The sequence below is a fragment of the Colwellia sp. PAMC 20917 genome (assembly GCF_001767295.1).
Taxonomy (GTDB): domain Bacteria; phylum Pseudomonadota; class Gammaproteobacteria; order Enterobacterales; family Alteromonadaceae; genus Colwellia_A.
In genome coordinates this window covers 52,468-78,631 of record NZ_CP014944.1, presented here as the reverse complement: position 1 = coordinate 78,631, position 26,164 = coordinate 52,468, and the positions used below count along the sequence as shown (strand labels likewise).

23 protein-coding genes are annotated in these 26,164 nt (G+C 38.3%); 4 read left to right on the top strand and 19 right to left on the bottom strand.

Annotated features, from left to right (window positions below; genetic code table 11):
- Nucleotides 1-131 precede the first annotated feature (131 nt).
- Genes bioD through bioB form a run of 4 tightly spaced genes read right to left on the bottom strand, consistent with a single transcriptional unit; the run spans nt 132 to nt 3,820 of the window.
- Nucleotides 132-821 (bottom strand): dethiobiotin synthase, encoded by a 690-nt coding sequence (gene bioD / locus A3Q34_RS00380; protein WP_070373557.1) that lies wholly within the window; start codon nt 819-821, stop codon nt 132-134.
- Nucleotides 814-1,599, bottom strand: coding sequence for a malonyl-ACP O-methyltransferase BioC (bioC, locus tag A3Q34_RS00375; protein ID WP_070373556.1), 786 nt, complete (start codon nt 1,597-1,599; stop codon nt 814-816). Before bioC ends, bioD begins: the two co-directional genes overlap by 8 nt.
- Nucleotides 1,599-2,738, bottom strand: a complete 1,140-nt coding sequence (locus A3Q34_RS00370) for an aminotransferase class I/II-fold pyridoxal phosphate-dependent enzyme (protein ID WP_070373555.1) — start codon at nt 2,736-2,738, stop codon at nt 1,599-1,601. Before A3Q34_RS00370 ends, bioC begins: the two co-directional genes overlap by 1 nt.
- A gap of 35 nt (nt 2,739-2,773) precedes the next feature.
- The gene (bioB, locus tag A3Q34_RS00365) at nt 2,774-3,820 is read right to left on the bottom strand and encodes a biotin synthase BioB (RefSeq protein WP_070373554.1); all 1,047 of its coding nucleotides are present in this window, start codon (nt 3,818-3,820) and stop codon (nt 2,774-2,776) included.
- 111 nt (nt 3,821-3,931) lie between these two features.
- Between bioB and bioA the strand changes: the two genes are divergently transcribed.
- A complete protein-coding gene (gene bioA, locus A3Q34_RS00360) occupies nt 3,932-5,233 on the top strand; it encodes an adenosylmethionine--8-amino-7-oxononanoate transaminase (protein WP_070373553.1) in 1,302 nt (433 codons plus the stop codon).
- A 48-nt stretch (nt 5,234-5,281) separates the two neighbouring features.
- Here bioA and A3Q34_RS00355 read toward each other — a convergent pair whose 3' ends face one another.
- On the bottom strand, nt 5,282-5,650 hold the full coding sequence (locus tag A3Q34_RS00355) for a hypothetical protein (protein WP_070373552.1): 369 nt from the start codon (nt 5,648-5,650) through the stop codon (nt 5,282-5,284).
- Between the two features lie 198 nt (nt 5,651-5,848).
- Here A3Q34_RS00355 and asnS point away from each other — a divergent pair, with 198 nt between their 5' ends.
- The gene (asnS, locus tag A3Q34_RS00350) at nt 5,849-7,249 is read left to right on the top strand and encodes an asparagine--tRNA ligase (protein ID WP_070373551.1); all 1,401 of its coding nucleotides are present in this window, start codon (nt 5,849-5,851) and stop codon (nt 7,247-7,249) included.
- Between the two features lie 66 nt (nt 7,250-7,315).
- Here the strand turns inward: asnS and A3Q34_RS00345 are convergent, their stop codons facing one another.
- Nucleotides 7,316-7,735, bottom strand: coding sequence for a GNAT family N-acetyltransferase (locus A3Q34_RS00345; protein WP_070373550.1), 420 nt, complete (start codon nt 7,733-7,735; stop codon nt 7,316-7,318).
- A gap of 17 nt (nt 7,736-7,752) precedes the next feature.
- Nucleotides 7,753-8,301, bottom strand: a complete 549-nt coding sequence (locus A3Q34_RS00340) for an NAD(P)H nitroreductase (protein WP_070373549.1) — start codon at nt 8,299-8,301, stop codon at nt 7,753-7,755.
- Between the two features lie 270 nt (nt 8,302-8,571).
- Here A3Q34_RS00340 and sppA point away from each other — a divergent pair, with 270 nt between their 5' ends.
- Nucleotides 8,572-10,458 (top strand): signal peptide peptidase SppA, encoded by a 1,887-nt coding sequence (gene sppA, locus A3Q34_RS00335; protein WP_083277840.1) that lies wholly within the window; start codon nt 8,572-8,574, stop codon nt 10,456-10,458.
- Nucleotides 10,459-10,578: 120 nt separating this feature from the next.
- Nucleotides 10,579-11,589: an asparaginase gene (ansA, locus tag A3Q34_RS00330; RefSeq protein ID WP_070373548.1), complete on the top strand. Its 1,011-nt coding sequence runs from the start codon at nt 10,579-10,581 to the stop codon at nt 11,587-11,589.
- A gap of 370 nt (nt 11,590-11,959) precedes the next feature.
- Here the strand turns inward: ansA and A3Q34_RS00325 are convergent, their stop codons facing one another.
- The 12 genes from A3Q34_RS00325 to lrp all read right to left on the bottom strand — a co-directional run bounded on the left by A3Q34_RS00325 (nt 11,960) and on the right by lrp (nt 26,032).
- Nucleotides 11,960-14,785 (bottom strand): DUF349 domain-containing protein, encoded by a 2,826-nt coding sequence (locus A3Q34_RS00325; RefSeq protein WP_083277839.1) that lies wholly within the window; start codon nt 14,783-14,785, stop codon nt 11,960-11,962.
- Nucleotides 14,782-15,072 carry a YeaC family protein gene (locus A3Q34_RS00320; protein ID WP_070373547.1) on the bottom strand — a complete coding sequence of 97 codons (291 nt, stop codon included), beginning with the start codon at nt 15,070-15,072 and terminating at the stop codon, nt 14,782-14,784. The genes A3Q34_RS00325 and A3Q34_RS00320 overlap by 4 nt, the downstream gene beginning before the upstream one ends.
- A gap of 49 nt (nt 15,073-15,121) precedes the next feature.
- Complete coding sequence (locus A3Q34_RS00315) at nt 15,122-15,448, bottom strand: hypothetical protein (protein WP_070376934.1); 327 nt, start codon at nt 15,446-15,448, stop codon at nt 15,122-15,124.
- 139 nt (nt 15,449-15,587) lie between these two features.
- Complete coding sequence (locus A3Q34_RS00310) at nt 15,588-17,078, bottom strand: alanine/glycine:cation symporter family protein (protein WP_070373546.1); 1,491 nt, start codon at nt 17,076-17,078, stop codon at nt 15,588-15,590.
- Nucleotides 17,079-17,209: 131 nt separating this feature from the next.
- Complete coding sequence (locus A3Q34_RS00305; protein ID WP_070373545.1) at nt 17,210-18,337, bottom strand: M14 family metallopeptidase; 1,128 nt, start codon at nt 18,335-18,337, stop codon at nt 17,210-17,212.
- 73 nt (nt 18,338-18,410) lie between these two features.
- Complete coding sequence (locus A3Q34_RS00300) at nt 18,411-18,896, bottom strand: TlpA family protein disulfide reductase (protein WP_231907400.1); 486 nt, start codon at nt 18,894-18,896, stop codon at nt 18,411-18,413.
- 149 nt (nt 18,897-19,045) lie between these two features.
- On the bottom strand, nt 19,046-20,326 hold the full coding sequence (gene serS / locus A3Q34_RS00295) for a serine--tRNA ligase (protein ID WP_070373544.1): 1,281 nt from the start codon (nt 20,324-20,326) through the stop codon (nt 19,046-19,048).
- Between the two features lie 49 nt (nt 20,327-20,375).
- Nucleotides 20,376-20,777 (bottom strand): fluoride efflux transporter CrcB, encoded by a 402-nt coding sequence (gene crcB / locus A3Q34_RS00290; RefSeq protein ID WP_070373543.1) that lies wholly within the window; start codon nt 20,775-20,777, stop codon nt 20,376-20,378.
- Entirely contained in the window at nt 20,770-22,158 is a 1,389-nt protein-coding gene (locus A3Q34_RS00285; RefSeq protein ID WP_083277838.1) for a replication-associated recombination protein A, read from the bottom strand. Before A3Q34_RS00285 ends, crcB begins: the two co-directional genes overlap by 8 nt.
- On the bottom strand, nt 22,145-22,837 hold the full coding sequence (gene lolA / locus A3Q34_RS00280; protein WP_083277837.1) for an outer membrane lipoprotein chaperone LolA: 693 nt from the start codon (nt 22,835-22,837) through the stop codon (nt 22,145-22,147). The genes A3Q34_RS00285 and lolA overlap by 14 nt, the downstream gene beginning before the upstream one ends.
- Before the next feature lie 46 nt (nt 22,838-22,883).
- Nucleotides 22,884-25,409 (bottom strand): DNA translocase FtsK, encoded by a 2,526-nt coding sequence (locus A3Q34_RS00275; protein ID WP_070373542.1) that lies wholly within the window; start codon nt 25,407-25,409, stop codon nt 22,884-22,886.
- 140 nt (nt 25,410-25,549) lie between these two features.
- On the bottom strand, nt 25,550-26,032 hold the full coding sequence (gene lrp, locus A3Q34_RS00270) for a leucine-responsive transcriptional regulator Lrp (RefSeq protein WP_070373541.1): 483 nt from the start codon (nt 26,030-26,032) through the stop codon (nt 25,550-25,552).
- Nucleotides 26,033-26,164 lie beyond the last annotated feature (132 nt).

Sequence of the window (26,164 nt, the reverse complement as noted above, 5' to 3'; positions counted from 1 at the left end):
CGTTTCTTATCGTTAGACTTTTTTCGTAACGATAAAAGCCTGATAATTATCTATTAACAAACTAAGCAATAAATCAGTTAAGGCACTCACTTATTGCTTGTTCTATCTGTAATTTAAAGTAAAGCTAGCAGCTAAAGCCGCGCCGTTATCGACGATACATTAACGTTTGAACTGGCTTTATTGATATCTGTTTCAAAACCGAGTTGAGCAATCATTGGAACTGGAATAAGTGTTTTGAGTTCTGCTATATTTTCAGCGAGATAATTCATTGGCTCAACGCAGTTTGCTACCCAACCAATACAATCAAGACCATCGGCTACTATCGCTTCATAGGTGATAACCGCATGATTTAAACACCCTAGTTTCATATTCACCACCAATATTACCTGCTGTTTTGTTTGCTGTACGAACTCAGATAAAAATATACCTTTACCTAAAGGTAATCGCCAACCCCCTGCACCTTCAGTGATAACAATATCGCAAGCCCGAGCAATAATACGCTCGTAACCCGCATTTATATCAGCGAGTTTAATGTCAACATTCATTAAATTAGCGGCGATGTGTGGCGCTATTGCCAGTTCAAATGCAATAGGGTTAATTTCACTAATACCTTGTCCACAGTTTGCTTGCTGCAACAATAATTGTGCATCTTCATTGACCAGAATTTCACCCTGCGCAGTATGTTTAAGCTCACAGCCTGCAGATATAGGTTTAAACACAGCAACTTGGTAATCTTTTTTAACTAAGGCTGCGGTGAGTATTTGCGCAAAATAAGTTTTTCCAGCATCAGTATCTGTAGCAGTAATAAATATTTTAAGCATTTAATTTCACCATAATTGCAGAATACACCTTATAAGTCGCCGGATAAATACCACTAGGCTCTTGAAAGTCTTGATAGCAATTAGTCATCCTTTGCCATTTATCTTTACCCGCTAAACCCTTGCCTTGCTGTTTAGGGACATGATTTGCGCCTAGCCCTTTCAGCTCTCGCGCTAAATGTATAACATTTTGATATTCTAACACTAGGTCTTGAGTTTTTTGTTCAAGTAATTTACATGAGGCCTTGGCAAAAATAGCTTTTAGGTCGGCATGTGTTTTAAAGTCAATCACGTGTTGTTCATCATCGACTTGTGCCCAAGATGATTTTAACTCATATAATGTGCCATCGAGTAAGGTGGAAAATATAAACAATCCTCCTGGTTTGAGTACGCGTAATATTTCTTCAATAATATCATCGAGCGGATCACACCACTGAATAACCAAATTAGAATAAATAACATCTATGGTGTTGGCTTGAAAAGGCAAGTAATACGCATCAGCTTCTAACCAGCAGATTTCCTTACTGCGGTTTTCTTGAGCAAAAGACAGCATTTTAGCGGAGATATCAACGCCAATAGTTTGCTGAAATTTACTGGCAAGAATGTCAGTAAAAAAACCGGTTCCAGAGCCTAAGTCAACGACGGTTAGATCTGAACGGTTGGGTAATAAAGACATTAAGTTCTTACCCGTATAGCGTTGTAGTCGCGATGAAATATCATACGACTGACTCGCTAAGCCAAATGACTTGGCTATTTTAATTCTGTTTAACACTTCAGGCATTAACGTAAAACCTCATTCAAACAATTAGCTAAGTAATTGATATCGCATTCTTTATGGTTAGCTGTGATAGTAACGCGTAACCTTGAGCTGTTTTTAGCAACCGTTGGTGGGCGTATCGCGGTTAGCCAAATACCTCTGTTTTTAAAATGTTGACATATTTCTAGTGTTCTTTTTTCACTGCCAATAACAACAGCGTGAATAGAAGAGGATGACGGAATTATTGTTATTTGACTATCAAGCTTAGATGATAAAAGCGCGCTCAATTCAAAAATATTATCTCTGCGCCAAGACTCTTTTTGAGCAAGCTTGATACTGGTTTTTGTCGCCCAAGCAACGGCGGGGGAAATCGCGGTTGAATAAATATAATGACGAGAAAAATTGACTAAGTAATCATAAACATCTTCATCACAAGCGATAAATGCACCACTAGTGGCTAAAGCTTTACCAAAAGTTGCCATTACTATATCGACCTGACCAAAGCTACTACTGCCCTGACCGGCCTGACCAATAATACCAATACTGTGTGCATCATCCATGTAAAGCATAGCTTGTTGTTGCTGAGCAATCATAATTAACTGGCTAACGTCTGCGCGATCGCCATCCATGCTAAAAATACCTTCAGAAATAATGAGTTTATTGTCAACAGGACTTTTCGCTAAAAATTGTTCAAGTTGCTGATGATTATTGTGTAAATATCGCTTCACTGAAGCTTCACTAGCCAGAGCACCGTCAATTAAAGAAGCGTGACTTAACTTGTCTAAAAAAAATTGGCAATCTTTTTTACCCAAGGCTTGCAATACACCAGAATTAGCCGCAAAACCACTACTATAAAGTAAGCAGCGTGGTTTATTTAGCCACTGACAAACTTCATCTTCTAAGGCTTTGTGTGCATAATGAAAACCGGTTATTAAACTGGAAGCGCTTGCGCAACTACCGTATTTATCGACACCTTCTTGCCAGGCTTTATTTATTAAAGGATGATGATTTAAGCCGAGATAATCATTAGAAGAAAAATTTAAATAGCGTTTTCCTGCAACAACCACCTCTCGGCCATTTTGCTCGCTTATACATTGGCGTTGGCGATATTGTGATTTTTCTTTTTGCTGAGCGACTTGCTCAGCAATAAAGTTAAAAGACATAAATTTCAGCTTGGCTCTTGATCAGTAAATAAACGTTAAAGCGCAGCGTCGTAAAAAAGTTCTTTATTTTGCTGATTGACAACGGCAGTCGTTATTTTCTGCTCGGTCTCAATATCATCGGTGGCCACTGTTTCTGTGTTAATGCCCAATTTTGCAAATAACTGCATATCTTTATTGGCTTCAGGGTTGCCTGTAGTTAACAACTTACAACCGTAGAATATTGAGTTGGCACCGGCTAAGAAACACATTGCTTGCATTTGCTCGTTCATTGCATCGCGCCCAGCTGATAAACGCACATGGCTTTTAGGCATCATAATACGTGCAACGGCTATACAACGAACAAAATCAAAAGCTTCTAAATCGTCAACATCTGCGAGTGGTGTTCCGGCAATTTTTACCAGCATATTAATTGGAACACTTTCAGGATGTTTAGGTAAGTTAGCCAATTGTGCTAAGAATGACGCTCTGTCTTGAGCATTTTCACCTAAACCAACAATACCACCACTACAAACTTTCATTCCCGAATCACGGACATTTTGCAGTGTATCTAATCGGTCTTGATAGCTGCGTGTGGTAATAATAGAGTTATAATGTTCAGGAGAAGTATCTAGGTTGTGGTTATAATAATCTAACCCGGCTTCTTGTAATTCATCGGCTTGACCTCCGTTAATCATGCCTAATGTCATACAGGTTTCTAAGCCAAGTGCTTTAACACCTTTGACCATTTCTAATACAAAGGGCATATCACGAGCTTTTGGATTTCTCCAACCTGCCCCCATACAAAAACGTGTTGACCCTTGATCTTTCGCTACCTTTGCTGCTTCTAAAACTTTTTCAACTTCCATCAAACGTTCTTTTTGAACATCAGTATTATAGCGTGCACTTTGCGAGCAATATTTACAATCTTCAGGACAAGCACCTGTTTTGATTGACAATAAGGTACTAACTTGTACTTCATTAGGATTAAAGTGTTCACGATGAACGGTTTGAGCTTGAAACATAAGATCACTAAAAGGTCGAGCAAACAATGCTTCCACTTCTGCTATTGACCAATCATGACGAGGTATATTCGTTTGTGACATGTGAAACCTTTACTGTAAAATGTAAATGTGAAATTGCATCGCTAAATATTAGCAGGTAATCTATACGCCAGTCATTAATTGTCAACATAAAAACCATAGCAAGCTTTACATATGAACAAAAAACATACAGATTTAATCGATTTTGATAAGAAACATGTTTGGCATCCTTACACATCGATGTCAAACCCTCTGCCCTCCTACTTAGTTGAATCGGCCAAGGGCGTTTATATAAAGTTAGCGACGGGTGAGGAACTGGTTGATGGTATGTCGTCTTGGTGGTCTGTTTTACACGGCTATAATCATCCAAAATTAAATCAGGCGCTTGTTGATCAAACACAAAAGATGGCACATGTTATGTTTGGGGGGTTAACGCATGAACCCGCTATTAATTTGTGTAAAAAGCTCATTGAGATCACACCAGAGCCGCTGCAAAAAGTTTTTTTATCAGACTCTGGCTCTGTATCGGTAGAAGTTGCCATAAAAATGTCATTACAGTATTGGCACAGTCAGGGCAAAAGTGAAAAACATAAATTATTGACCGTTAAAAATGGTTATCATGGTGATACTTTTGCCGCGATGTCGGTATGCGATCCGGTTAATGGTATGCACCAAATTTTTGAAAGTGTATTAATGAAAAACATTTTCGCACCTGCGCCACAGTGTGATTTTTATCAACCTTGGGATAGCGCTGAGTTAGCGCCTTTAAAAGCCCTATTTTCACAACATCATAATGATATTGCCGCCTTTATTATTGAACCTATTGTCCAAGGTGCTGGTGGTATGCGCTTTTATCATCCTGAGTATTTAAGAGCCTGTCGCGCCTTATGTACCCAATATCAGGTGTTATTTATTGTTGATGAAATTGCTACGGGTTTAGGCCGTACAGGAAAATTGTTTGCTTGTCACTGGGCGGATATCAGTCCTGACATTATGTGTTTAGGAAAAACCCTGACCGGCGGTTATATGACCCTGGCAGCAACTTTGTGTACGCAAGAAATCGCAAAGACCATCAGTGATGGAGAAGCCGGATGTTTTATGCACGGCCCAACGTTTATGGCTAATCCGCTGGCTTGTGCGGTAGCAAATGCAAGTCTAGATCTTTTGGCAACGGGAGAATGGCAACAGCAAGTGAGTTTTATTGAAGATTATTTAACGCGACACTTATTAGTGTTAAATCAACATTCAAGAGTAAAAAATGCCCGCGTCTTAGGCGGTATAGGTGTGGTAGAAACAAGGGTTGCGGTTAATATGGCAAATATACAAAAAAGATTTGTTGAATTAGGTGTCTGGATCAGACCGTTTGGCAAGCTTATTTATATTATGCCGCCCTTTATTAGTGATGAACGGGCTTTAGCGAAACTTGTTAAGGCGATAAGCACGGTACTCGATGAGCAGCAGTGTTTTGAAGATTAACAGACACAGATTTGCTGCTAAGAAAACGGCGTAGAATTATTAATAATTTTACGCCAAGTTAAGTTTCACTAATATATAGATGACCCAAGCAACCGTTATCGTAAGTAGCAGAACGATATTAAAATGCTTACTGTCTTGTTCTCTTCTAGTGCGATAGTGATCGACAACCAAACAAAGGTAACTACAAAGTGCACTGACCCAAAGGACGATATATAAATAGCCCGTTAATGGCGTTAACCAAAAATCCCTTATTTCAATATTTCTAAAGCGCAATAAACCATAATCTTGCTCTGGTGCAGCATAATAAGACATAACAATAGCAAAAATGAATAATATCCATCCGCTTAATGCCAAAGTCCGGCTTAACAGGACCCAAAAATCTGTTGAATGTCGCCTGTTTTTTAATCCCAATATCATTGATTCAAACCCTCTAAAGTCAATATTACTGTTTTTTGTTTTTATATAGACCGGATCAGCAACTTTTACTTGTTAAACACCGCAGTAAAGGTAACATATCACACCTTAAAGTTAGTGCAAATAAATTCAGTATTCTACACTGGGTCTGTGCATCGACAAAATCTATGACAATAATTAAATAAAGAAAAGAGGTTGATAATGTCAGTTATCTCAATCACTGATGTACTTGCTGGTAAGTACCCAGTAAGTGAAGCAGTTACAGTACACGGATGGATCCGCACTCGCCGTGATTCTAAAGCAGGTATTTCATTCCTAGCGGTTCATGATGGATCATGTTTTGATGCGATTCAAGCTATCGCACCCAGTGATCTCGATAATTATCAATCAGAAATATTAAAATTGACTACGGGTGCTTCTGTAAAAGTCACCGGTATTTTGGTTGAGTCTCCGGGCCAAGGCCAATCTTTTGAAATTCAAGCAACTAAGGTAGAGATACTTGGTTTGGTTGATGATCCTGATACCTATCCTATGGCAGCAAAACGTCACAGCATTGAATTTTTACGAGAGCAAGCACATCTGCGTGCTCGTACCAATATGGGCGGAGCTGTTGCTCGTGTTCGTAATACGTTAGCTCAAGCGGTTCATCGCTTTTTACACAGTAAAGGTTACTTCTGGATCAGCACGCCGTTAATTACTGGCTCAGATTGTGAAGGCGCTGGCGAAATGTTCCGTGTGAGTACGCTTGATATGGAAAACTTACCTCGCACCGATAAAGGTAATGTTGACTACGCTAAAGATTTTTTTGGTAAAGAAACTTTCTTGACCGTTTCAGGTCAATTGAACGTCGAGACTTATGCATGTGCCCTTTCAAAGGTTTATACTTTTGGACCGACCTTCCGTGCTGAAAACTCTAACACAACACGCCATCTTGCAGAATTTTGGATGATTGAACCAGAAATCGCTTTTGCTGATTTGTCTGATGCTGCTGACCTAGCAGAAGAAATGCTAAAATATGTCTTCCAAGCTGTGCTTGATGAACGTAGTGATGACATGAACTTCTTCCAACAGCGTATTGATAAAACAGTTATTGACCGCATGAATTCTGTTATTAATAATGATTTTGTCCGTTTAGATTACACTGACGCTATTACAATATTAGAAAATTGTGACAAGAAATTTGAAAACAAAGTAGCTTGGGGTGTTGATCTTAATTCAGAGCACGAGCGTTACTTAGCCGAAGAACATTTTAATGGCCCAGTCGTGTTACAAAATTACCCTAAAGATATTAAATCATTTTATATGCGCTTAAATGATGATGGCAAAACCGTTGCTGCTATGGATATCTTAGCACCAGGCATTGGCGAAATCATTGGTGGTAGCCAACGTGAAGAACGTCTTGATGTACTTGATGCGCGTTTAGCCGAAATGAATTTAAACCAAGATGATTACAGTTGGTATCGCGATTTACGTCGTTACGGCACTGTTCCTCATTCAGGTTTTGGTTTAGGTTTTGAACGTTTAGTGGCTTATGCTACCGGTATGCAAAATGTTCGTGACGTAATTCCTTTCCCAAGAACGCCAAACAACGCTGCGTTCTAGGCTAAGAATAATAATCCCATAAAAAAACCTCATTATTGAGGTTTTTTTATGGGTGAAATATCTGGTTTACTCAGTAAGTTCTTTTACCATAAAATATTTACAGCCCGTTTTTGGATAATTTTCTTGTACCCATTTTGTTTGATAACCCTGCTTTTCATAAAACGGCATTGCTTGAAAGTTCAGAGTATCAAGCATACTTAACGTACATCCCCTCGCCACTGCTGCAGCTTCAAGTTGCGCTAATATCTTAACACCCATTTTTTTACCACGAAGTGACTCGTCGACCCACAGCGTATTAATTAACAGCCAATTGCCAAAGGTGCGTGCGGATGAACCAGCAATAATGTTACCAAGTTCGTCCTTTATTTGAATAGCTAATGGCTTTCGTTCGCTTACTTCCCAGTGCGCCCAATTGAAATCTGCAATTTTTTTATCTAAAAAATCTATTAGTGCTTGTTCAGGCGCATCCAAAATTTCAATATTCATCGCTCTCCCCCTTTATTTTACAAATATGAAACATGAGACGTTAAGCTTTTAGCGGGTTTAATAGGACGATCGTTTTCGGCGGTGCCTATGTAAATAAACCCAATAATATCATCGTCTTGGCCTATTCCTAAACCACGTTTTACTGAAGGGTCGTAGCTAAAGTCTCCTGTTCGCCACACAGCGCCATAACCTAAACTAAAGGCAGCCATTTGCATAGCATGGGCACAACAACCTGCTGCGATTGCTTGTTCAAATTTAGGCACTTTGTCGTGCGCTTGATACCGTGTGCTAACAACGATAATTAACGGTGCACGATATGGCATCTTTTTAGCTTTTTGTATTTTAGCCTCAGTAAACTGTTGAACTTTAGCGACATCTTCAAATATCTGGCTTAACTTATCTAACCCTTGTTCTTTAACAAGGGTAAAAAACCAGGGTGATAAACAACCGTGATCAGGAACGCGCATTCCAGCGTTCAATATAAATTCAACATCGCTAGCAACAGGGGCTGGTGATATTAACCTAGGATTAGATTGTCGCTGTAATAATAATTCTTTGGCATTCATTAATTATAAAGACTCATGGGTAGTTTCAATACTAAGGATTATATACCCGTTGTCTTTCAAAGTGCACGCGGATCGCTACATCTTGTTTAATAAACAACATAGATAATAATCAATACGGGTCAACCGACCGGCTCTAAAAAGTAAAGGTGTAACATATAATGAAAAAAGTTTGCTAATAACACATTTATTTACTAATCAGACTACATAAGTGATCAATAATTAAGTAGCATAGCCAGTAATTACAATTACATACTAACTGTGCCGGATATTATGACAGAACCCACATCGTTACCTAATGCTCCTGTAAAGCAAAGTGCTTTAAAACGAGTGACTTTAAAATTTTTTAGTTTATTAAATTCATTTAGAAAAATAATTATTAATGTCGTTTTTTTTCTGGTTTTATTTATATTTATCGCGGCACTTGGCAGCGATGATGACAAGATCCTTGTCCCTAACAATACAGCCTTAGTGTTAAATCTTACCGGAGATATCGTTGAACAAAAGAATGCGATTGACCCGATGGATGCTTTGATATCGGAAGCGTTAGAAGAAAAAGAAAAAAACCCAGAAGTTTTACTTAGCGACTTATTGAATGTCATTGAAAGAGCAAAAAATGACAGCCGTATAGAAATGATCGTATTACAGCTTCAAGGACTTAACAGCACGGGGTTAAGTAAATTACAAGACATTGCCCAAGCTTTAGAGACGTTTAAAGCGGCTGGTAAAAAAATAATTGCTGTTGGCGATCAGTATTCACAAGACCAATATTACTTGGCAAGCTCTGCTGATGAAGTATGGCTCAATCCTCGTGGTTGGTTGTTACTTGACGGTTATGGTCGTTATCAACTTTATTTTAAATCAGCATTAGATAAGCTTTCCATTAGCCAACATATATTTCGAGTCGGTACCTATAAATCTGCTGTAGAACCTTACATGCGCGACGATATGTCAGCGGCAGCTAAAGAAGCCAACAAATTATGGTTAACTGATTTATGGTCACAATATAAAAGTGATGTCGCAAGCAACCGAAAGTTTTCGATTAATAACTTTGATGAAAATGCTGATGTTTTAGTGGCAAAACTTGAGCAAGCTGATGGTAATATTGCGCAGTATGCTTTAGATAATCTTTGGGTTGACGCATTAAAAAATCGTCAAGAGATGAAGCTGTCTTTGATTAAACTTGTTGGAAAAAATTCTGCCGGTGATAGCTACAATCATATTAGTTTCAAACATTATTTGTCTGCTACTAAACCTATGTACCCAATGGTTAACCCAAATACCGATAAGGTCGCCGTTATTGTTGCTAAGGGGACTATTTTAGATGGTCACCAAAAACCAGGAACCATTGGCGGGGATAGTACAGCATCACTATTAAGAGAAGCACGTTTAAACAATAAGGTGAAAGCGGTAGTTCTTCGTGTCGATAGCCCAGGTGGAAGTGCTTATGCCTCTGAAATTATTCGTCAAGAAATTGAACTGATCAAGTTAGCAGGAAAACCTGTTGTTGCTTCAATGGGAACTTATGCCGCCTCTGGAGGCTATTGGATATCGGCACCTGCTGATAAAATAATCGCTTCTCCGGCAACAATCACCGGCTCAATTGGTATTTATGGATTTTTCATGACCTTTGAGAATTCATTAAGCAAACTAGGTGTTTACACTGATGGCGTTGGTACTACTGATATAGCCGGATTTGGTGTAACCCGCCCACTCACTGATGGCATGGCAAGAGTATTTCAATTAAATATTAATAGAGGCTATCAAGACTTCATTGGCCTTGTCGCCGAAAATAGAAATATGAGCCTTGAGCAAGTTGATAGTATAGCCCAAGGTCGTGTCTGGTCAGGGGTAAAAGCGAAAGAGTTAGGGCTTGTTGATGAGTTAGGCAACTTAACGACCGCTATTAATGCAGCAGCAGAATTAGCCGAGTTAGCAACGTTTGAAACCTTATTGATTGAAATAGAACAAACGCCAAAAGATCTTTTCCTGCAAGGGTTATTAGGTCAAGCGAAGACTTTCTTTCCTGAAACTGAAATAATAACCCTAAGTAATACGGATAAATTATTTTTAGAAATGAAAGCACAACTGTCTCACCTCAACATACTTAATGATCCGCAAGGGGTTTATTCCTTATGTATGACCTGTGAAATTAATTAGTTCGCAATGATCTTAATCGCTTTGTTATATTCACATGGAGGTGAATAGAGAACAATATTTAACAAGCGCACGTGATTATCAGACCAAACGACAAGACAGTAATAATTCTAAGGTAACAGCATGAAAAAACGCATTTATATCGCCTACACTGGCGGTACCATCGGCATGAAAAACAGCGGACAAGGTTGTGTTCCGGTAAAAGGACATTTAACCGAGTCAATTAATGGTACGCCTGATTTTCATCGACAAGAGATGCCTGATTTTACCATTAATGAATATTCACCATTAATTGATTCATCGAATATGACGCCTCAAGATTGGCAACGTATTGCCGATGATATAAAAGCTAATTACGATAATTATGATGGTTTTGTTGTTCTTCATGGTACAGATACCATGGCTTATACCAGCTCTGCGCTTTCGTTTATGTTTGAAAATTTATCAAAACCTGTCATTGTAACCGGCTCACAAATTCCGTTAAGCCAATTACGCTCAGACGGACAAGTCAATCTGTTGAATTCACTTTATATTGCGGCAAACTACCCCATTAATGAAGTGGGCTTATATTTTAATAATAAATTATACCGGGGTAACCGTTGCATTAAAGCTTACGCTGATGGCTTTAACGCTTTTGACTCCCCCAACATGTCGCCACTTCTAGAAGCTGGAATTAATATTAAGCTCCTTGAAGGTAAACTCAACGTTGCTGTTACCCAACCATTCTCGGTCGCACAAATAACACCACAACCGATAGGTGTTGTTCATTTGTATCCAGGGATTTCTAGTGAACTAGTCGCCAACATTATCAAGCAACCGGTAAAAGCGTTAATTATTCGCAGTTATGGCGTCGGTAATGCCCCACAAGATGAACAGCTACTTGCTTGTTTAACACAAGCTTATCATCAAGGAATTGTGGTGGTAAATTGTAGTCAATGCATAAAAGGGACTGTGAATATGGAAGGTTATGCAACGGGCGTCGCATTAAGTAAATGTGGTGTTGTCGGTGGTGGTGATATGACGTTAGAGGCAACATTAACTAAACTACATTATTTACTCAGTAAAGAATTGCCCCAAGCTGAAATTTGTCGTCTTTTAAAAGAAAATCTTCGTGGTGAACTCACTACTCATTAAGCCTTTATGCTCTGGTTGCTATGATTAAGAAACATGGCAGCCTTATTTATCTCTCTTATATGACCAAATCACTCCTTGCCTAAAGATAAAAATAAAAACACTTAAAATCAATTGCTTAAAATAATAACGGTGCTTTTACTCGTCGATTTACAAGGATCAACCTTTAAATATATAGTTACGCGTTACCGGAAGGTAGAATAAGATTCACATTAAATATAACGGTAGCCCGCTTTTACACTCGTTAAAAAACTAACTTTCTTTAGTAAACACCAGAAAAGAAAAGCCACTAAATAATCAGTGGCTTTGGGATATTGTTAAGTCTATTTAATTAAATAAACTCACATTCAACTGACATTAGACTCACATAAAACTAGCAGTAAATAGCTTTAACTCTGGCCAGTAATGGTAAATCATTTGCAGACAATGCCCCTAATTTTAACCATTCAATAAGCGATTTAGTTAAATCGATAGATTGCCCTGACAACATTTGATTTTGTAATAATTGTACTTGTACTTGCATCCGCTCGGCTTTAAATTCTGCAGGTGACTCTTTACTTGCTAAAATTTCAAGTTCAAGGGTTTTGTTACTTCTGTCAATCAGTTTGCTGTTTTGATAACACTCTTGTAAACGCTTCTGCCAAACATTGGGTAAATCTACCAGTGTTTCAGAAAAATCTGCTGCCGTTTCCGGTTTATTAGTGGCTAAACTTTCTAAGCAGTCGAAAACAAGTTGCCAAGTCTTGGCCTTTTTATTTTCTGTCATTTGCATGAGTTGTTGAGTTATTTGCGCAAGTAATTTTTCAGCTAAGGTCACGGCACTTCTTATTACCGGACGTTGACTGGTAATTTTCACTCGTAATTCTTCAATACTTACTTGTAAACTTAATAACGCTGTTTCTGATATGTCCGCGACTAGTTGTTGCTGATAGCTTTGTAATTGTTGTGATAATTCAATTTGTTGATTTTCACGGTTCGATTGTTCAAGTAACTTAGCTTCATCACGCTTTGCAAATAGCTGGTCATTTACTTTTCTAAATTTTTGCCAAAGCTGATTCTCTTCACGTTGACCGCTGTAGCCAATGGCTTGCCATTGTGTTTGTAATTTTTTAACACTCTCAATCGCAGAGAAAACGTCATCGTCGTTCAATGCTTGAGTAACTTGAGCGATCAATAGGTTTTTGCTATCACTGTTACGTTGATGATAATTTCTTAATTCAGCTTTAACGGGTTGTAAGCTCGCCGTAAACGATTGACTAAGTAAGTTGAATTTAGTTTTATCAACCTGCCCCGCGTTTTGCCATTGCTGTATTAATTTATTGAGTGTTGCATCAGTAAACTTCCAATCGATGGCTTCATTATTAACGCCTTCATTGAGTTTTGCAGAAAAGTCGTCGGCAAAACTTTGGGCTTTACTAATAAGTTGCTGGCGAGATTCAAGATGTAGTTCACGTAACTTTTCTTGTTCTGCATAAAATAACCGACATGGAGCAAAAGCTTGTTCGCAAAGTGCGTTGAATTGATAATTTAACTCTTTTTCAATTGATTCTTCAGCATGTCCAAGTGAATTCCACGTAACACGGAATTGTTTAACTTTTGCGGCTTGCTCATTGGGGTTATCAATGGGCTGATCAACGAGTAACTTAATATCCACAAGTAACTGCTGTTTTCTAGGCGTAGCAATAGATTGCTCTAAATCACTTAATTTGGCAATTTTATCTGTTATATCATCAAAGTCACGTTGAACTCGTGATTTTTGCTCTTCTGATAAACCATCAAAATGTTTTTTAGCTTTTTTGAATACACCAAAAGCCGCATTGTACTTACCTGTCATTATTAAGCGCTTTACGTCAGCAATTTTTTTCTGGCATTGTGATAAAAGTAAGCCTTGTTCTTTAATTAACGATTTTAGGCCTTGCTGCCATTGTTGTTTTATTTCTTTAAAGGCGTCAACAATAGATTGTGGTAATACCCCCGCCGCTTTTAGCTCAACAGTTTTCCATTCTTGTAACCACTGATCGAACAAAGGTTTTCGCAGGTTCAATTCTTCAATATCTTTAGGTAAAGCGACTTGTGATATTTTTGAAATTAGATGGGTTGCATCACTCACCGATTGTGCAATCTCAGGCAATTGAGCCAGTTTTTTTGCTTGGGCTTTTACTAAAGCAATAAAGTGCTGTTGTTCTTTACTGTTTAAGATTGAAGAGGTTATTTCTCCACGTAATTGCTCAAGTTTATCTTGATACTCAGCTTCATCAAGGTCACTACTTTCAAAAATTGTTGTGGTAAGCTTTTTACTCATTTCATTAAGGGCACTATTAAAATGCTCATTAGCCAAACGTTTGTCTGCCACTAATTTTTCAGCAATGATTTCTTGTTGATGGGTTTCATGTAACGGAGAGAAATGTTTAATGAGTTGGCTATTAATTATTTTATACTTGTCTGTAAAGTTTTCAGCTTCTGGCGAAGAGAGACAAGAGAAGTCTTGATAATAGTTTTGCCACTGCGTTTCTAATTCAGCTTGTTTTTCTTTGAGTTGCAGATAATCATTTACTTCTTTCAAAGCGAGTAACTTTGCTAAAACTAACTGCACACCTTTTTTAATTTTGTCAGGTTGCTCTGCCAACTGATGTAAATGTTGTAACTGTTGCTCAATATTAGTTTTTATTTTTTCATTACATGATTTTTTAAGTAATTTATCTAACACATCGAGAGGCAATTCTTGTTCGAGTAAATAAGCTTGTACGACTTCATCTTGCTTATGGGTAAATATTGAATGGGTTAACGATGGTTTATTAATTTTTTCAAATAAAGCGATAACAACATCGGCTTGTGTTTCATTTTGTAACCATAGTTCCAAGGACGGTAACTTGTCATTACTTTTCAATAAGACTAATTTTTCTTGATTACTGATCGTTATTTCGTGCTGACCAAGCAGAATTTTTTCTACTTGCTTAAGACAATATTCACGGACTTTTTTATTGTCGTTGTCGATACTGTTTTTATGCCAAACAGTAAAGTCAGCCATTTTAATGAGAGCAGCGCGGCGCACTAATTCGTTAGGGTCTGTTTGTGCAAGGTTTGTTAATATAACTAAGTCATCGGGATTGCTAAGTAATAAATCTTCACTGATTGCCGTTAACCGAACATTGTGTTCTTTACTTTGCCATTTTGCTTTGAAAAATTTAGAAAAAATCATAAATCGGAAAACCTTGCAATATTATTGTCTGGGTTGTTTTTAAGATCAGCGAACTCGCTTTTCAACTGGCGTTTAGTTTTATCTACGATAAGTCCATCTGCGCCAACACTTAAGATTTGATCTGAGTTTAAATGTCTTGATTGATAAGCCATGGTAATTTGTAGCGCTGATGTTTTTTGTGCTGTATCAACTATAGTTCCCTCTGGCCATTTGCCCGTTTCAGCGGCACACTTTAAGCGCAAGTACATTTCTTCTGACATATCGTCTACTAATGAAATAATATCCATTGTTATATTTACAGCCTTTGTTTCTTAATTCTTACGAAAAAAGTTAATGTTAATTTCGGTATTTAAGCATCAGCAAACGAATGCGGGTTGCAATATACCAAATAAAGCCAACCACTGCCGCACCAATACTGATAAAATATTGCCATGTGCCCTGCTGTGCATCTTGCCAATACAAAAACAGAAAACCACCACAAAAAAGCAACATAGCGATAAATGAGTGATTCATCAGTTTTTGAGATTGATCTATTTTGCTTAATTTTTTCATTGATGCTATTTGACTGGCATCAACTCCGGTCAAATCGATTTCACAATGAGAGCAAGACTTCGCTTTGTCAGATATCTTTTTCTTACAGTTTGGGCAATTAATTACAGCCATAGGAAGATAACGCTCCATAAAATAATTAGTGTTAATATTCTACCTAAATTTAAGCAAAAAAAAACGTCCTATTGGACGTTTTTTAAAGTAATTTCACTTTTATTGCAAATTAATAAAAGTAAATCAATTATAAATAAAATCACTTGTTTTTATTAAAACGATCTTCCCAGAACTTTGCTTTTTCAATACCCAGCTTTTTAGGGTCAAAGGTAAATTTTGTCACCCCTAATTTCTGCTGACGTTCGTAATCTTTTAGCGCTTTAATCGCGGGTTTAGCCATAAAGAAAATGGCGATAAGAGCAAAGATATTCAACCATGCCATTAACCCAACACCTATATCACCAAGACTCCAAGCAGCACTCGGTTCTGCAACAGTCCCATAAAAGACAGCTGACATTAGCACCACTTTAAGGAAGAACCTAAGTACCGGCATTTTAATTGTTTTATTAATATAAGAAACATTGTTTTCTGCGATAAAGTAATAAGCTAGTACTGTTGTAAAGGCAAAGAAAAACAATGCAATAGCAATAAAGGGTTTACCGAAACCGGTTAAAACACTATCGACCGCAATTTGCGTAAAAGCAGGACCGCTAATAACAACGTCACTGGCTAAGTTACGTACAACAAAACTAGTCGCGCCTTCAGGCATAACATTATACGACTGTGTGATTAAGATCATAAACGCAGTTGCAGAACAAACAAATAAGGTGTCAATATAAACTGAGAAAGCTTGCACTAATCCTTGTTGCGCTGGATGTTCAACTTCAGCAGCAGCAGCAGCATGGGGTCCAGTACCTTGTCCGGCTTCATTTGAATAAACTCCGCGTTTAACACCCCAACCAATGGCTGCCCCAAAGCCCGCAATTGGCGTAAAAGCATCGGTAATAATTAGCATAAAGACACCGGGTAGCTGATCAATATGCAATGCTATGATAGTACAGGCAATAATAATGTAAGCAAGCGCCATAAAAGGCACCACAATTTGGGTAAAGTTCGCAATACGCTTAACACCACCAAAAATGATAAAACCAAGTAATAAAACAATAAATACCGCGGTATATACTTTCGTTAAAGGTAAGTCGCCCATAAAAGAGCTAACTGAACCACCGGCGCCAAACACATTGACCATAGCATCACCGATACCGTTTGATTGCACAACCGGTAGTAAAACACCACAAGCAAGAATAGTCGATAAAGCAAATATCCAAGCATACCATTTCTGACCTAAGGCTTTTTCAATGTAGTAAGCTGGGCCACCACGGTACTGACCGTCCTCTTCTTCTTTATAAATTTGGGCATTGGTTGATTCGATATAAGCGGTTGCTGCACCTAAAAAGGCAACTACCCACATCCAAAATACCGCGCCAGGTCCACCAAAACCAATAGCAGCAGCAACCCCTGCAATATTACCAGTACCAACTCGTCCAGATAAAGACACCGCTAAGGCTTGAAAAGATGAGATACCCTTTTCTGAGCTTTTACCCGAAAGTAATAGGCGAAACATTTCTCTGAAATGACGTACTTGCGCAAATCGCGTTAAGACAGAGAAAAAGACCCCCGTTCCTAAACAGAGATAAATTAAGTACGGGCTCCAAATATAGCCGTTAATGGTATTTACAATCGCTTCCACATGACACTCCAGATTTATTATTATTATTATTTAATTTGTTGTTCGACATTTGAGGGCCGCTAATCATTTAAGCGCAACTTGATATAGCACTTAAACGATCATCGACCTTCAATTATTGATTTTAGATAGGTTTAGCGTAAATCATCAACAACATGATAAATAGCCGTTAAAAAGTCACGACCAAATAAGCTACTACGCGTGTCTGACCAACCGACACTGCGGTCTGGTAATAAGTCATTATCTTTAAAAGGCATTTCTACGGTATAAGACAAACATTTGAAGTTATTACCCACCCAATTAGCACCCACTGTTAAGTTAGCTTGGCCGGGCTCATCTTTATCATAACCTTTGTCATCTTGAAACTCAGGAGTTACCGCTAGAAGAATGTTTTTGAATTTTTCTTCTAAGGCTTGATGTTTAGCGTCATATGCGGGTATACCTTCACAGCCAGCAACAAAGTTAAACGGTAAAGCTTCATCGCCATGAATATCAAGAAACATGTCAACACCGGTAGCTAACATTTTCTCACGCACCAAGAATACTTCTGGACTGCGAGCCATTGAAGGCTCTAACCACTCACGATTTAAATTAGTACCGATAGCATTTGTTCTTAAATGTCCTCGAACTGAACCATCAGGATTCATATTAGGCACTAAGTAAAACACTGAACTGTCTAGGAGTGAGCGAGCAACGCCATCGTCTTCATCGAGCAAACGGTCAATAAAACCTTCCATAAACCATTCAGCCATACTTTCGCCAGGATGTTGACGAGCAGTAACCCAAATAACTTTCTTGTTCGGACCTTCTTCACCAACTTTTAATACTGACACATCGCGTCCATCAAGGGTTTGTCCTAAAACTTGCAACTGGCAATCAATATCTAATTGCGCTTGATGCAGTAAGTCTTGATGACGTTCGTAGCTATACGGAGCAAAATAAGCAAAATAAACGGAATCATATTCTGGGGTTAAAGTAATACTCAGTTTTTCTCCATCAAATTCAGTTGGTACACGAAACCAATGCTCACGGTCGTAGGATGCCACTGCTTGATAATCGGTCCATCCTTCTGTGTAAGCAGAAGTTCCAGCATTCATTAAATGAAGGGTATGTTCACAACGTTCGTTATTATTAAGTTTAAAATGAAACCACTGATAAAAATCAGATTGGTTGTCTTTAACAATTTCAAGTTGAATATTATCGGCTTGGCTTGCATCAATAACGCGGATATTTCCACTATCAAAGTTAGAGGTAATTTGCATGACAGGATCTGCTATTTTTATTATGAATAGCCACAGTGTACACAAACAATGAAAAGATCAGAAGTAATATGCGTTAAAGTGTTCTAAGAAACAGCCCAATTTCAGAAGAATAGCCCATTGATTTTGCAATAACGGTATTTTTATCATCAATGACATAATAACTTGGATAACCTTCTATCTTGAATTGGTGCTTAATTTGCTCTGTGCCTAAGGCAATAGGGAAAGTTAACTGATGCTGGCTAGAAAATTCAAAGACCTCTTTTTTATCGACATAATCTAATGCAATGGCGATAACATTTATCTGTTGGTTCTTTTCATATATCTCTTGAAGATTACCGATACTGACATGACATATTTGACACCAAGGAGCAAAAAAATAAATAATGGTAGTTTTGTTAAAATTGGCAAGTTCAATGGTTTTATCATCGAGCGTTTCTAACAAAACAGTTTGTGGCGTTATCTGTTCTCCCGATGATAGCATGTCTGATTCTCTGAACATTGTCAGTGCTTGAAAGATAGTTAAAAACACCACAGCTTGAATAAATAAACTCTTCAACACAACTCACCTTTATAAATAATATAATAACGAAATAGTTCTATTTATAGACCCGATCACCCGATTAAAAATTCAAATTAAAACAAAAAAAAATCCAATACCTAGGTATTGGATTCTTATTGCTGCCAATAAAGAGGGGTTACCAAGTAGCGTTAGCCTATTTGTGTTAAACCATTCATATAAGGTTGCAATGCTGTTGGAATTTTCACACTACCATCAGCTTGTTGGTAATTTTCTAAAATAGCGACCAATGTACGACCAACCGCTAAGCCAGAGCCATTTAAGGTGTGCAATAATTCAGGTCTCTTCGTTTCACTGCTTCTAAAGCGTGCTTGCATGCGGCGAGCTTGAAAGTCACCCATGTTAGAACATGAAGAGATTTCACGGTAAGTATTTTGTGCAGGCAACCATACTTCGATATCGAATGTTTTAGTCGCACTAAAACCAATATCACCCGTACATAAAATAACGGTACGGTAAGGTAATTCTAATCTTTCAAGAATTTTTTCAGCATGACCTGTTAAGGCTTCTAACGCAGTAAATGAATCTTCAGGCTTAACAATCTGCACCATTTCAACTTTATCAAACTGATGCTGTCGAATTAGACCGCGAATATCACGACCACCTGAACCGGCTTCACTTCTAAAACATGGGGTATGCGCGCACATCTTAATAGGTAACTCGGCCTCTTCTACAATTTCATTTCTTAATAAATTTGTTAAAGGGACTTCAGCCGTTGGGATCAAAGAGAATTTTTTATTACTTAAATCAGTGTGAAATAAATCTTCACCAAATTTAGGTAACTGTCCTGTGCCATAAAGTGAATCTTGATTCACTAAATAAGGCACGTACATTTCTTGATAACCATGCTCTTCGGTATGAACATCAAGCATTAACTGTGCAAGCGCACGGTGCATTTTAGCAATTTGGCCACGTAAAACCGCAAAACGTGTTCCCGCAAGTTTAGCACCACTTTCAAAATCTAAACCGTTGCCAATACCAGCACCAACATCAACATGATCTTTAACTTCGAAATCAAAGACACGCGGTGTTCCCCAGCGTTTAATTTCAACATTATCATCTTCACTTGCCCCGTCTGGGACTGAATGATCGATTAAATTTGGTACCGCCGAAAGAATATCATCAATTTTAGCAAGCACATCATCTTGTTCAATTTTGGCAGCATCTAGATCAGCACCTAATTGACTCACTTCAGCTAATAATGGCTGAATATCTTCTCCACGCGCTTTAGCTTGGCCAATAGATTTTGAACGGGTATTGCGTTGATTTTGTAATTCTTGGGTTTTGATCTGAAAAGCTTTTCGTTGCTCTTCTAGATCGATTAATAACGCAGTATCTAAAGAAAAGCCACGTTTCGCTAATTGTGCCGCAGTGGCTTCGATATCATTTCTAAATAATTTTGGATCAAGCATTTTATTCACATCTACAAGTTAAGTGGTTGTTTATTTATTTTAGCTCTGCTTACTTAGTCGCATAAGTTACTAAGTACATCCCAATACCAGCAGCAAAAACACATAAGCTGACATTAAGTAATATATTTATCATGCCTTTTAGGAATTCACCTTGTTGCATTAACAAAAGTGTATCCAATGAAAAGGTTGAAAATGTGGTAAAAGCTCCTAGAAACCCGATACCTATTAGGGTTCGGTAGACACTTACTTCAATTACACCATTTTCAATAAGACCATATAAGGTGCCCATGATCAATGAGCCGGAAATATTAACCGCCAATGTCGCAAAAGGGAAACCTTTTCCGAGCCAATTCAATATTAATTGCGAAAAATAAAAGCGTAGACTTGCCCCACACGCTCCGCCAAGTGCTACAAATAGATATAATGAAAAGGTACTAATGGTATTAGTCATAACGTTTATTATTACTTTGGTTATTTAATTCATTGAGAAAATTTTGTTTATCTTTTAACTGTTTTTCCAAGCCACGGTCTGTTGGTTGATAAAGCGAGGTATGTTGCAAGGATTCAGGAAAATAATTTTCTCCTGCAGCAAAGCCATTATCTTCATTATGAGCGTACCTATATTCGCTGCCATGACCGAGTTCTTTAGTAATACTACTGGTGGCATTTTTTAAATGAAAGGGGACGTCGAGCTCTGCAGTATTTTTAGCAAGCTCTTTGGCCTGGTTAAAAGCCATATATACGGCATTACTTTTCGGTGCTAAAGCCATGTATACAGTTGCTTGAGCTATAGCTCGCTCACCTTCACTAGGTCCGACACGCTGAAAAGTATCCCAAGCATTAATAGCGAGTTGCATTGCTCTAGGGTCGGCATTACCAATGTCTTCACTGGCGATCGCTAACAGCCGACGGGCGACGTAAAGTGCATCTCCGCCCCCTGCTAATATTCTCGCGTACCAATAAAGTGCGGCATCAGGAGAGCTACCGCGCACAGATTTATGAAAAGCACTGATCAAATCATAAAAGGCATCACCACCTTTATCGTATAAAGCAATTTTATTGCCCGCTACTTGCACAACAGTTTCTAAAGTAATAGTGATTTTGGATCCTGACAGAATATCAACGCAGTTTTCAAAGACATTCAATAGACGTCGTGCATCGCCATTCGCCAAGGTTAATAATTGCTGCTGGGCATTATCGGCAATAGATATCTTAATGTTTTTGCTGTTTTGCTGATTTTCACAAGCACGCGTTAAAATAATAGATAAGTCTTCACGCGTTAATTTTTTTAAAGTATAAACACGTGCACGTGATAAAACCGCTTGGTTAAGTTCAAAAGCGGGGTTTTCAGTGGTCGCGCCAATAAAAATAATGGTGCCATCTTCAATAAAAGGCAAAAAAGCATCTTGCTGTCCTTTATTAAAACGGTGAACTTCGTCAACAAATAATACCGTGCGTTTTTTATGGCGCAGCAAACGTTGCTTAGCATTATCTATCGCTTGACGTATATCTTTAATACCTGAGGTTACCGCCGATAAGCGTTCAACCTCGGCATTTGCATGGCTAGCAATAATTTCTGCTAAGGTGGTTTTGCCGGTACCCGGCGGCCCCCAGAATATAACAGAATGACACTTCCCCTGCTCAATCGCGATCGTTAACGGCATACCTGGCGATAAGATATGTTGTTGACCTTGATAATCGGCTAATGTTTTAGGGCGAAGTTTGGCCGCTAAGGGTTGAAACTGATCATCTTCATTGTCAGTTTCAATGATTACTTCATCAGCGAAATCTAAAGGTAAAGAGCCATTAGCGTCGTCGTTAGCGTTGATCATCTAACTCAACACCTTCGGGTATTTTAAAGGTAAATAGTGCACTTTCGGGAACAGTTACTTGATCAAACTGTGAAAGTTTAAACAGACTTAATTGCCCTGTTGCATCTAGAATAGTAAAGCTATTAAGCATATTACTATTTTTCTTAAAACGTAATTCTAACGTCTTCACTTGGGCATTATTATCATTGGCATGAATGAGGTAATTGTTTTCATCGGTTGAGCTAACGCTATAATGTTGCCATAGTGTTGGATCGCTGCTTGTTAATAATAAAATAGGAGTGTTGAGTAACGCTTTTTCTAAAAGATAAGCACTAACCTGCTCTACAAACGGGTCAAAAAACCATAAGGTGTCACCATCTGAAACGATTAATGACTCATCTGGTTCTGCCGTTTGCCAGTGTACTAAGTTAGGCTTTTTAACCGTTAGAGTACCCATGGCGTTTTGTAACTCATTACCTTCGGCATCCAGAACTTGCTGGTTAAAATTTGCAGTAAAATATTCAAGCTTTGCTAATTTTTGCATTAAATTACTTTTAATGATTAAAGCATCGTTGCTTGGCTTTTCTATAACATTGGTCGCTTCATTGAACGGCAAAGCAAAAACGGAGGTACTTGCGCTGCTTAATACAACTACAGAAAAAAATGATAAAAGTGCTGTCTTTTTTAGGGAAAAATTCATTCAGTAATCCTTATAACTTGACTAAATAAGTCGGAAAAAATAACACCTACAAATCTCTTACAGGTGGTGGTGCTAATACTTCACGGGCACCGTTATGGCCTGGTGAACTTACCACATTTTGGTTTTCCATATCTTCAACAATACGTGCTGCACGGTTATAACCAATTCTAAATTTACGTTGCACACTTGATATGGAGACACGTCGACCTTTAGTGACAAATTCAACCGCTTCGTCATACAAGGTATCAAGTTCAACCGCTTCATCGGCTTCGGCTTGCTCACCGGGTAACAAAATTTCATTATCAGTATCACCTGACAATATTTCTTCAACATAATTAGGTTCGCCACGAGACTTCCAGTCGGCAACAACAGCATGTACTTCGTCATCGTTAACAAAAGCGCCGTGAACACGCACAGAAACAGCCTCGCCAGGCGGTAAATAAAACATATCTCCCATGCCTAACAGCTGTTCAGCACCTTGTTGGTCAAGAATAATACGTGACTCCATTCTTGATTGTACTCGCAGTGCCATACGGGTTGGAATATTAGCTTTAATTAAACCGGTAATTACATCCGCTGAGGGACGTTGAGTCGCTAAAATTAAGTGCATACCCGCCGCTCGGGCTTTTTGAGCAATACGCGCAATAAGTTCTTCGACTTTTTTACCGGCAACCATCATCATATCGGCAAATTCGTCAACGAGAATAACAATCGCAGGCAATTTTTCTAACAAAGGTGGCGTTTGCGTAAAAGCATCATTGGGTTGCCAAGTAGGATCGATTAACGGCTCTCCAGCTTCAATAGCATTAAGCACTTTTTCATTGTAGCCTTTAAGGTTACGTACACCCAGAGACGACATAAGTTTATAGCGACGTTCCATTTCACCGACACACCAGCGCAGCGCGTTGGCCGCTTCTTTCATGTCGGTAACCACTTCAGCTAACAAATGTGGGATACCGTTATAAACAGAGAGTTCAACTTGTTTGGGGTCGATCATTATCATCCGCACATCTTCAGGTGTGGATTTATACAATATACTAACAATCATGGTATTAACCGCAACTGACTTCCCTGAGCCTGTTGTTCCTGCCACTAATAAATGCGGCATCTTAGCTAGATCGGCTATCACGGGTTTACCTGAAATATCACTACCAATCGCCATGGCTAAATGGGATCTTGATGCAGCAAATGCCGGAGCAGAAATGACATCAGTAAAATACACCGTTTCTCTATATTTATTGGGTAACTCAACACCAATAACAGATTTACCTTCAATAACTTCAACGACACGAACACTTTTAGCGGATAAGGAACGGGCAATATCTTGCGACAAACCGCTCACTTTACTGGCTTTAACGCCTGGCGCTAAATTTAATTCGAAGCGGGTAATAACAGGTCCGGGATAAACACCAACGACCTCAGCTTTCACACCAAACTCTAAGAGTTTTTCCTCAACTAGTCGACTGACTAATTCGAGCTCTTTCTCGTCAATAGGATTTTCAGTCCGGTTGGGGCGATCTAATAAATCAAGCCCAGGTAGTCCTTGGTAAGTTGCACTATCTCTTTTTGCCATGACCTTTATCGGCTCTTCAACATTAATTGGATCAACTTTTTCAAAGGCAGCCGTTATTTCATCATCGCTAACATGTTCTTGAACATTAAAAGCGAGTGGTTCACCGATAAGGTCATCTATTGCGACAAAGTGCTCAATGTCCTCTTCGAGATCAAAGGAAAGATCTTTTTTACTCGGTGCAATAATGTCTTCATGTTCTTGTTCATTTATCGCATCAAAAGCATGATGTAGCTCTTCGTTTTCATCTACTAGATTTTCATCTACTTGAAAACTTGCCGGTTGTTTTTCTGTAAGCTCAGGTAAAGCCACTGGCTGTTCTTTTTTCTCAACAGTATTAACCAATACTTGTTTCTTTACTTTTTCAGTCTTCAAGGCAGTGAAGTAGGCTTGTAGTTTTTCAGGTATCGTTAATAAATATTGGGCGAATAATATTGTATAAGCACCGGTTTTATCAATAAAGGCGATCAATGAGAAACCGGTTAGTAGCACAAAACCAGAGAGGAGAAAGGTCAAGAATAATAAAGTACTACCGACAAAAGAAAAATATGGCAGCACCGTTTGACTTAACGCGTCACCAATAATACCACCGGCTGAAAAGTAAAAGACATCATCAAAATTCATACTGGCGATTGATGTTATACCAATATAAAAAAGAATAAAGCCAATACACTTTAACCCTAAGGTTAAGTAATCTAATTGAATTAAGCGATGATATTTTTGAAACAATAACCACCCTGTTACTGCGGTAACAAAGGGCAGACTATAAGAAATAAAACCAAATAGGTTTAACAATAAGTCAGAAATATAAGCGCCAACAGCGCCGCCTAAATTACGAATAGGTGTTTGATAACCACTTTGAGACCAACCAGGATCAGCGGGGTTAAAGCTGAACAGCGCTAACATAATAAACATGGCAAAAAGAAAAGAAACCAACAAACCAGCTTCTAGTAATCGTTGCACACCATTTAATTTACTTTGAGTAGGAGATTCTGTAGACAATATAATAAACCGAGTTAATAACTATTTTATAGCCATACCACTCAAGTTGCAGTAATACGGGTATGTTTATATACAGTAAAATAACAAACTATTGTAAGGAGTTAAATGTTTAAATCACTTACTTGAGCTCAATGATGCGATTAACGTTTAATCGGTAGAAAATTAGTCGATTTAACCTCTTCCATCACAACATAACTTCTACTTTCGCTTACCGAGGGCAAACGAAGTAAAGTATCACCTAGTAATTCTCGATAGGCGACCATGTCTGCTACGCGGGTTTTAAGTAAAAAGTCAAAGTTTCCAGACACTAAATGACACTCTTGTATAACATCAAGTTCATGGACCGCTCTAGAAAAATCATCAAAAACATCAGGACTGGTTTTAGTTAAGGTTATTTCCACTAACACAAGTAACGCAGCTTCAAGCTTTTGCGGGTTTAATATCGCTTGGTAGCCTTTGATATACTTCTCTTTTTCTAATCGCTTAACCCTTTCTAAACAAGGTGTTGGACTTAGCCCTACCCTCTTAGACAACTCTATATTAGATATACGAGCATTCTTTTGTAACTCAACGAGAATATTACGATCGATGCGATCAATACTTTTGTTTTGAGAAGACGACATTATATAAAACACTACATTTTCTAACTGTAACAGGATTATATATCGATATATAAAATATTACGATAGGTTAATTCGAGAATAACGCATTATAATAGCCGCAAATAATATAAAAACATTTAACAGGTGAGACGA

Coding starts and splice junctions, on each gene's coding strand:
- bioD (WP_070373557.1), bottom strand. CDS start 821: ATGCTTAAAATATTTATTACTGCTACAGATACTGATGCTGGAAAAACT.
- bioC (WP_070373556.1), bottom strand. CDS start 1,599: ATGCCTGAAGTGTTAAACAGAATTAAAATAGCCAAGTCATTTGGCTTA.
- A3Q34_RS00370 (WP_070373555.1), bottom strand. CDS start 2,738: ATGTCTTTTAACTTTATTGCTGAGCAAGTCGCTCAGCAAAAAGAAAAA.
- bioB (WP_070373554.1), bottom strand. CDS start 3,820: ATGTCACAAACGAATATACCTCGTCATGATTGGTCAATAGCAGAAGTG.
- bioA (WP_070373553.1), top strand. CDS start 3,932: ATGAACAAAAAACATACAGATTTAATCGATTTTGATAAGAAACATGTT.
- A3Q34_RS00355 (WP_070373552.1), bottom strand. CDS start 5,650: ATGATATTGGGATTAAAAAACAGGCGACATTCAACAGATTTTTGGGTC.
- asnS (WP_070373551.1), top strand. CDS start 5,849: ATGTCAGTTATCTCAATCACTGATGTACTTGCTGGTAAGTACCCAGTA.
- A3Q34_RS00345 (WP_070373550.1), bottom strand. CDS start 7,735: ATGAATATTGAAATTTTGGATGCGCCTGAACAAGCACTAATAGATTTT.
- A3Q34_RS00340 (WP_070373549.1), bottom strand. CDS start 8,301: ATGAATGCCAAAGAATTATTATTACAGCGACAATCTAATCCTAGGTTA.
- sppA (WP_083277840.1), top strand. CDS start 8,572: ATGACAGAACCCACATCGTTACCTAATGCTCCTGTAAAGCAAAGTGCT.
- ansA (WP_070373548.1), top strand. CDS start 10,579: ATGAAAAAACGCATTTATATCGCCTACACTGGCGGTACCATCGGCATG.
- A3Q34_RS00325 (WP_083277839.1), bottom strand. CDS start 14,785: ATGATTTTTTCTAAATTTTTCAAAGCAAAATGGCAAAGTAAAGAACAC.
- A3Q34_RS00320 (WP_070373547.1), bottom strand. CDS start 15,072: ATGGATATTATTTCATTAGTAGACGATATGTCAGAAGAAATGTACTTG.
- A3Q34_RS00315 (WP_070376934.1), bottom strand. CDS start 15,448: ATGGCTGTAATTAATTGCCCAAACTGTAAGAAAAAGATATCTGACAAA.
- A3Q34_RS00305 (WP_070373545.1), bottom strand. CDS start 18,337: ATGCAAATTACCTCTAACTTTGATAGTGGAAATATCCGCGTTATTGAT.
- serS (WP_070373544.1), bottom strand. CDS start 20,326: ATGCTTGATCCAAAATTATTTAGAAATGATATCGAAGCCACTGCGGCA.
- crcB (WP_070373543.1), bottom strand. CDS start 20,777: ATGACTAATACCATTAGTACCTTTTCATTATATCTATTTGTAGCACTT.
- A3Q34_RS00285 (WP_083277838.1), bottom strand. CDS start 22,158: ATGATCAACGCTAACGACGACGCTAATGGCTCTTTACCTTTAGATTTC.
- lolA (WP_083277837.1), bottom strand. CDS start 22,837: ATGAATTTTTCCCTAAAAAAGACAGCACTTTTATCATTTTTTTCTGTA.
- lrp (WP_070373541.1), bottom strand. CDS start 26,032: ATGTCGTCTTCTCAAAACAAAAGTATTGATCGCATCGATCGTAATATT.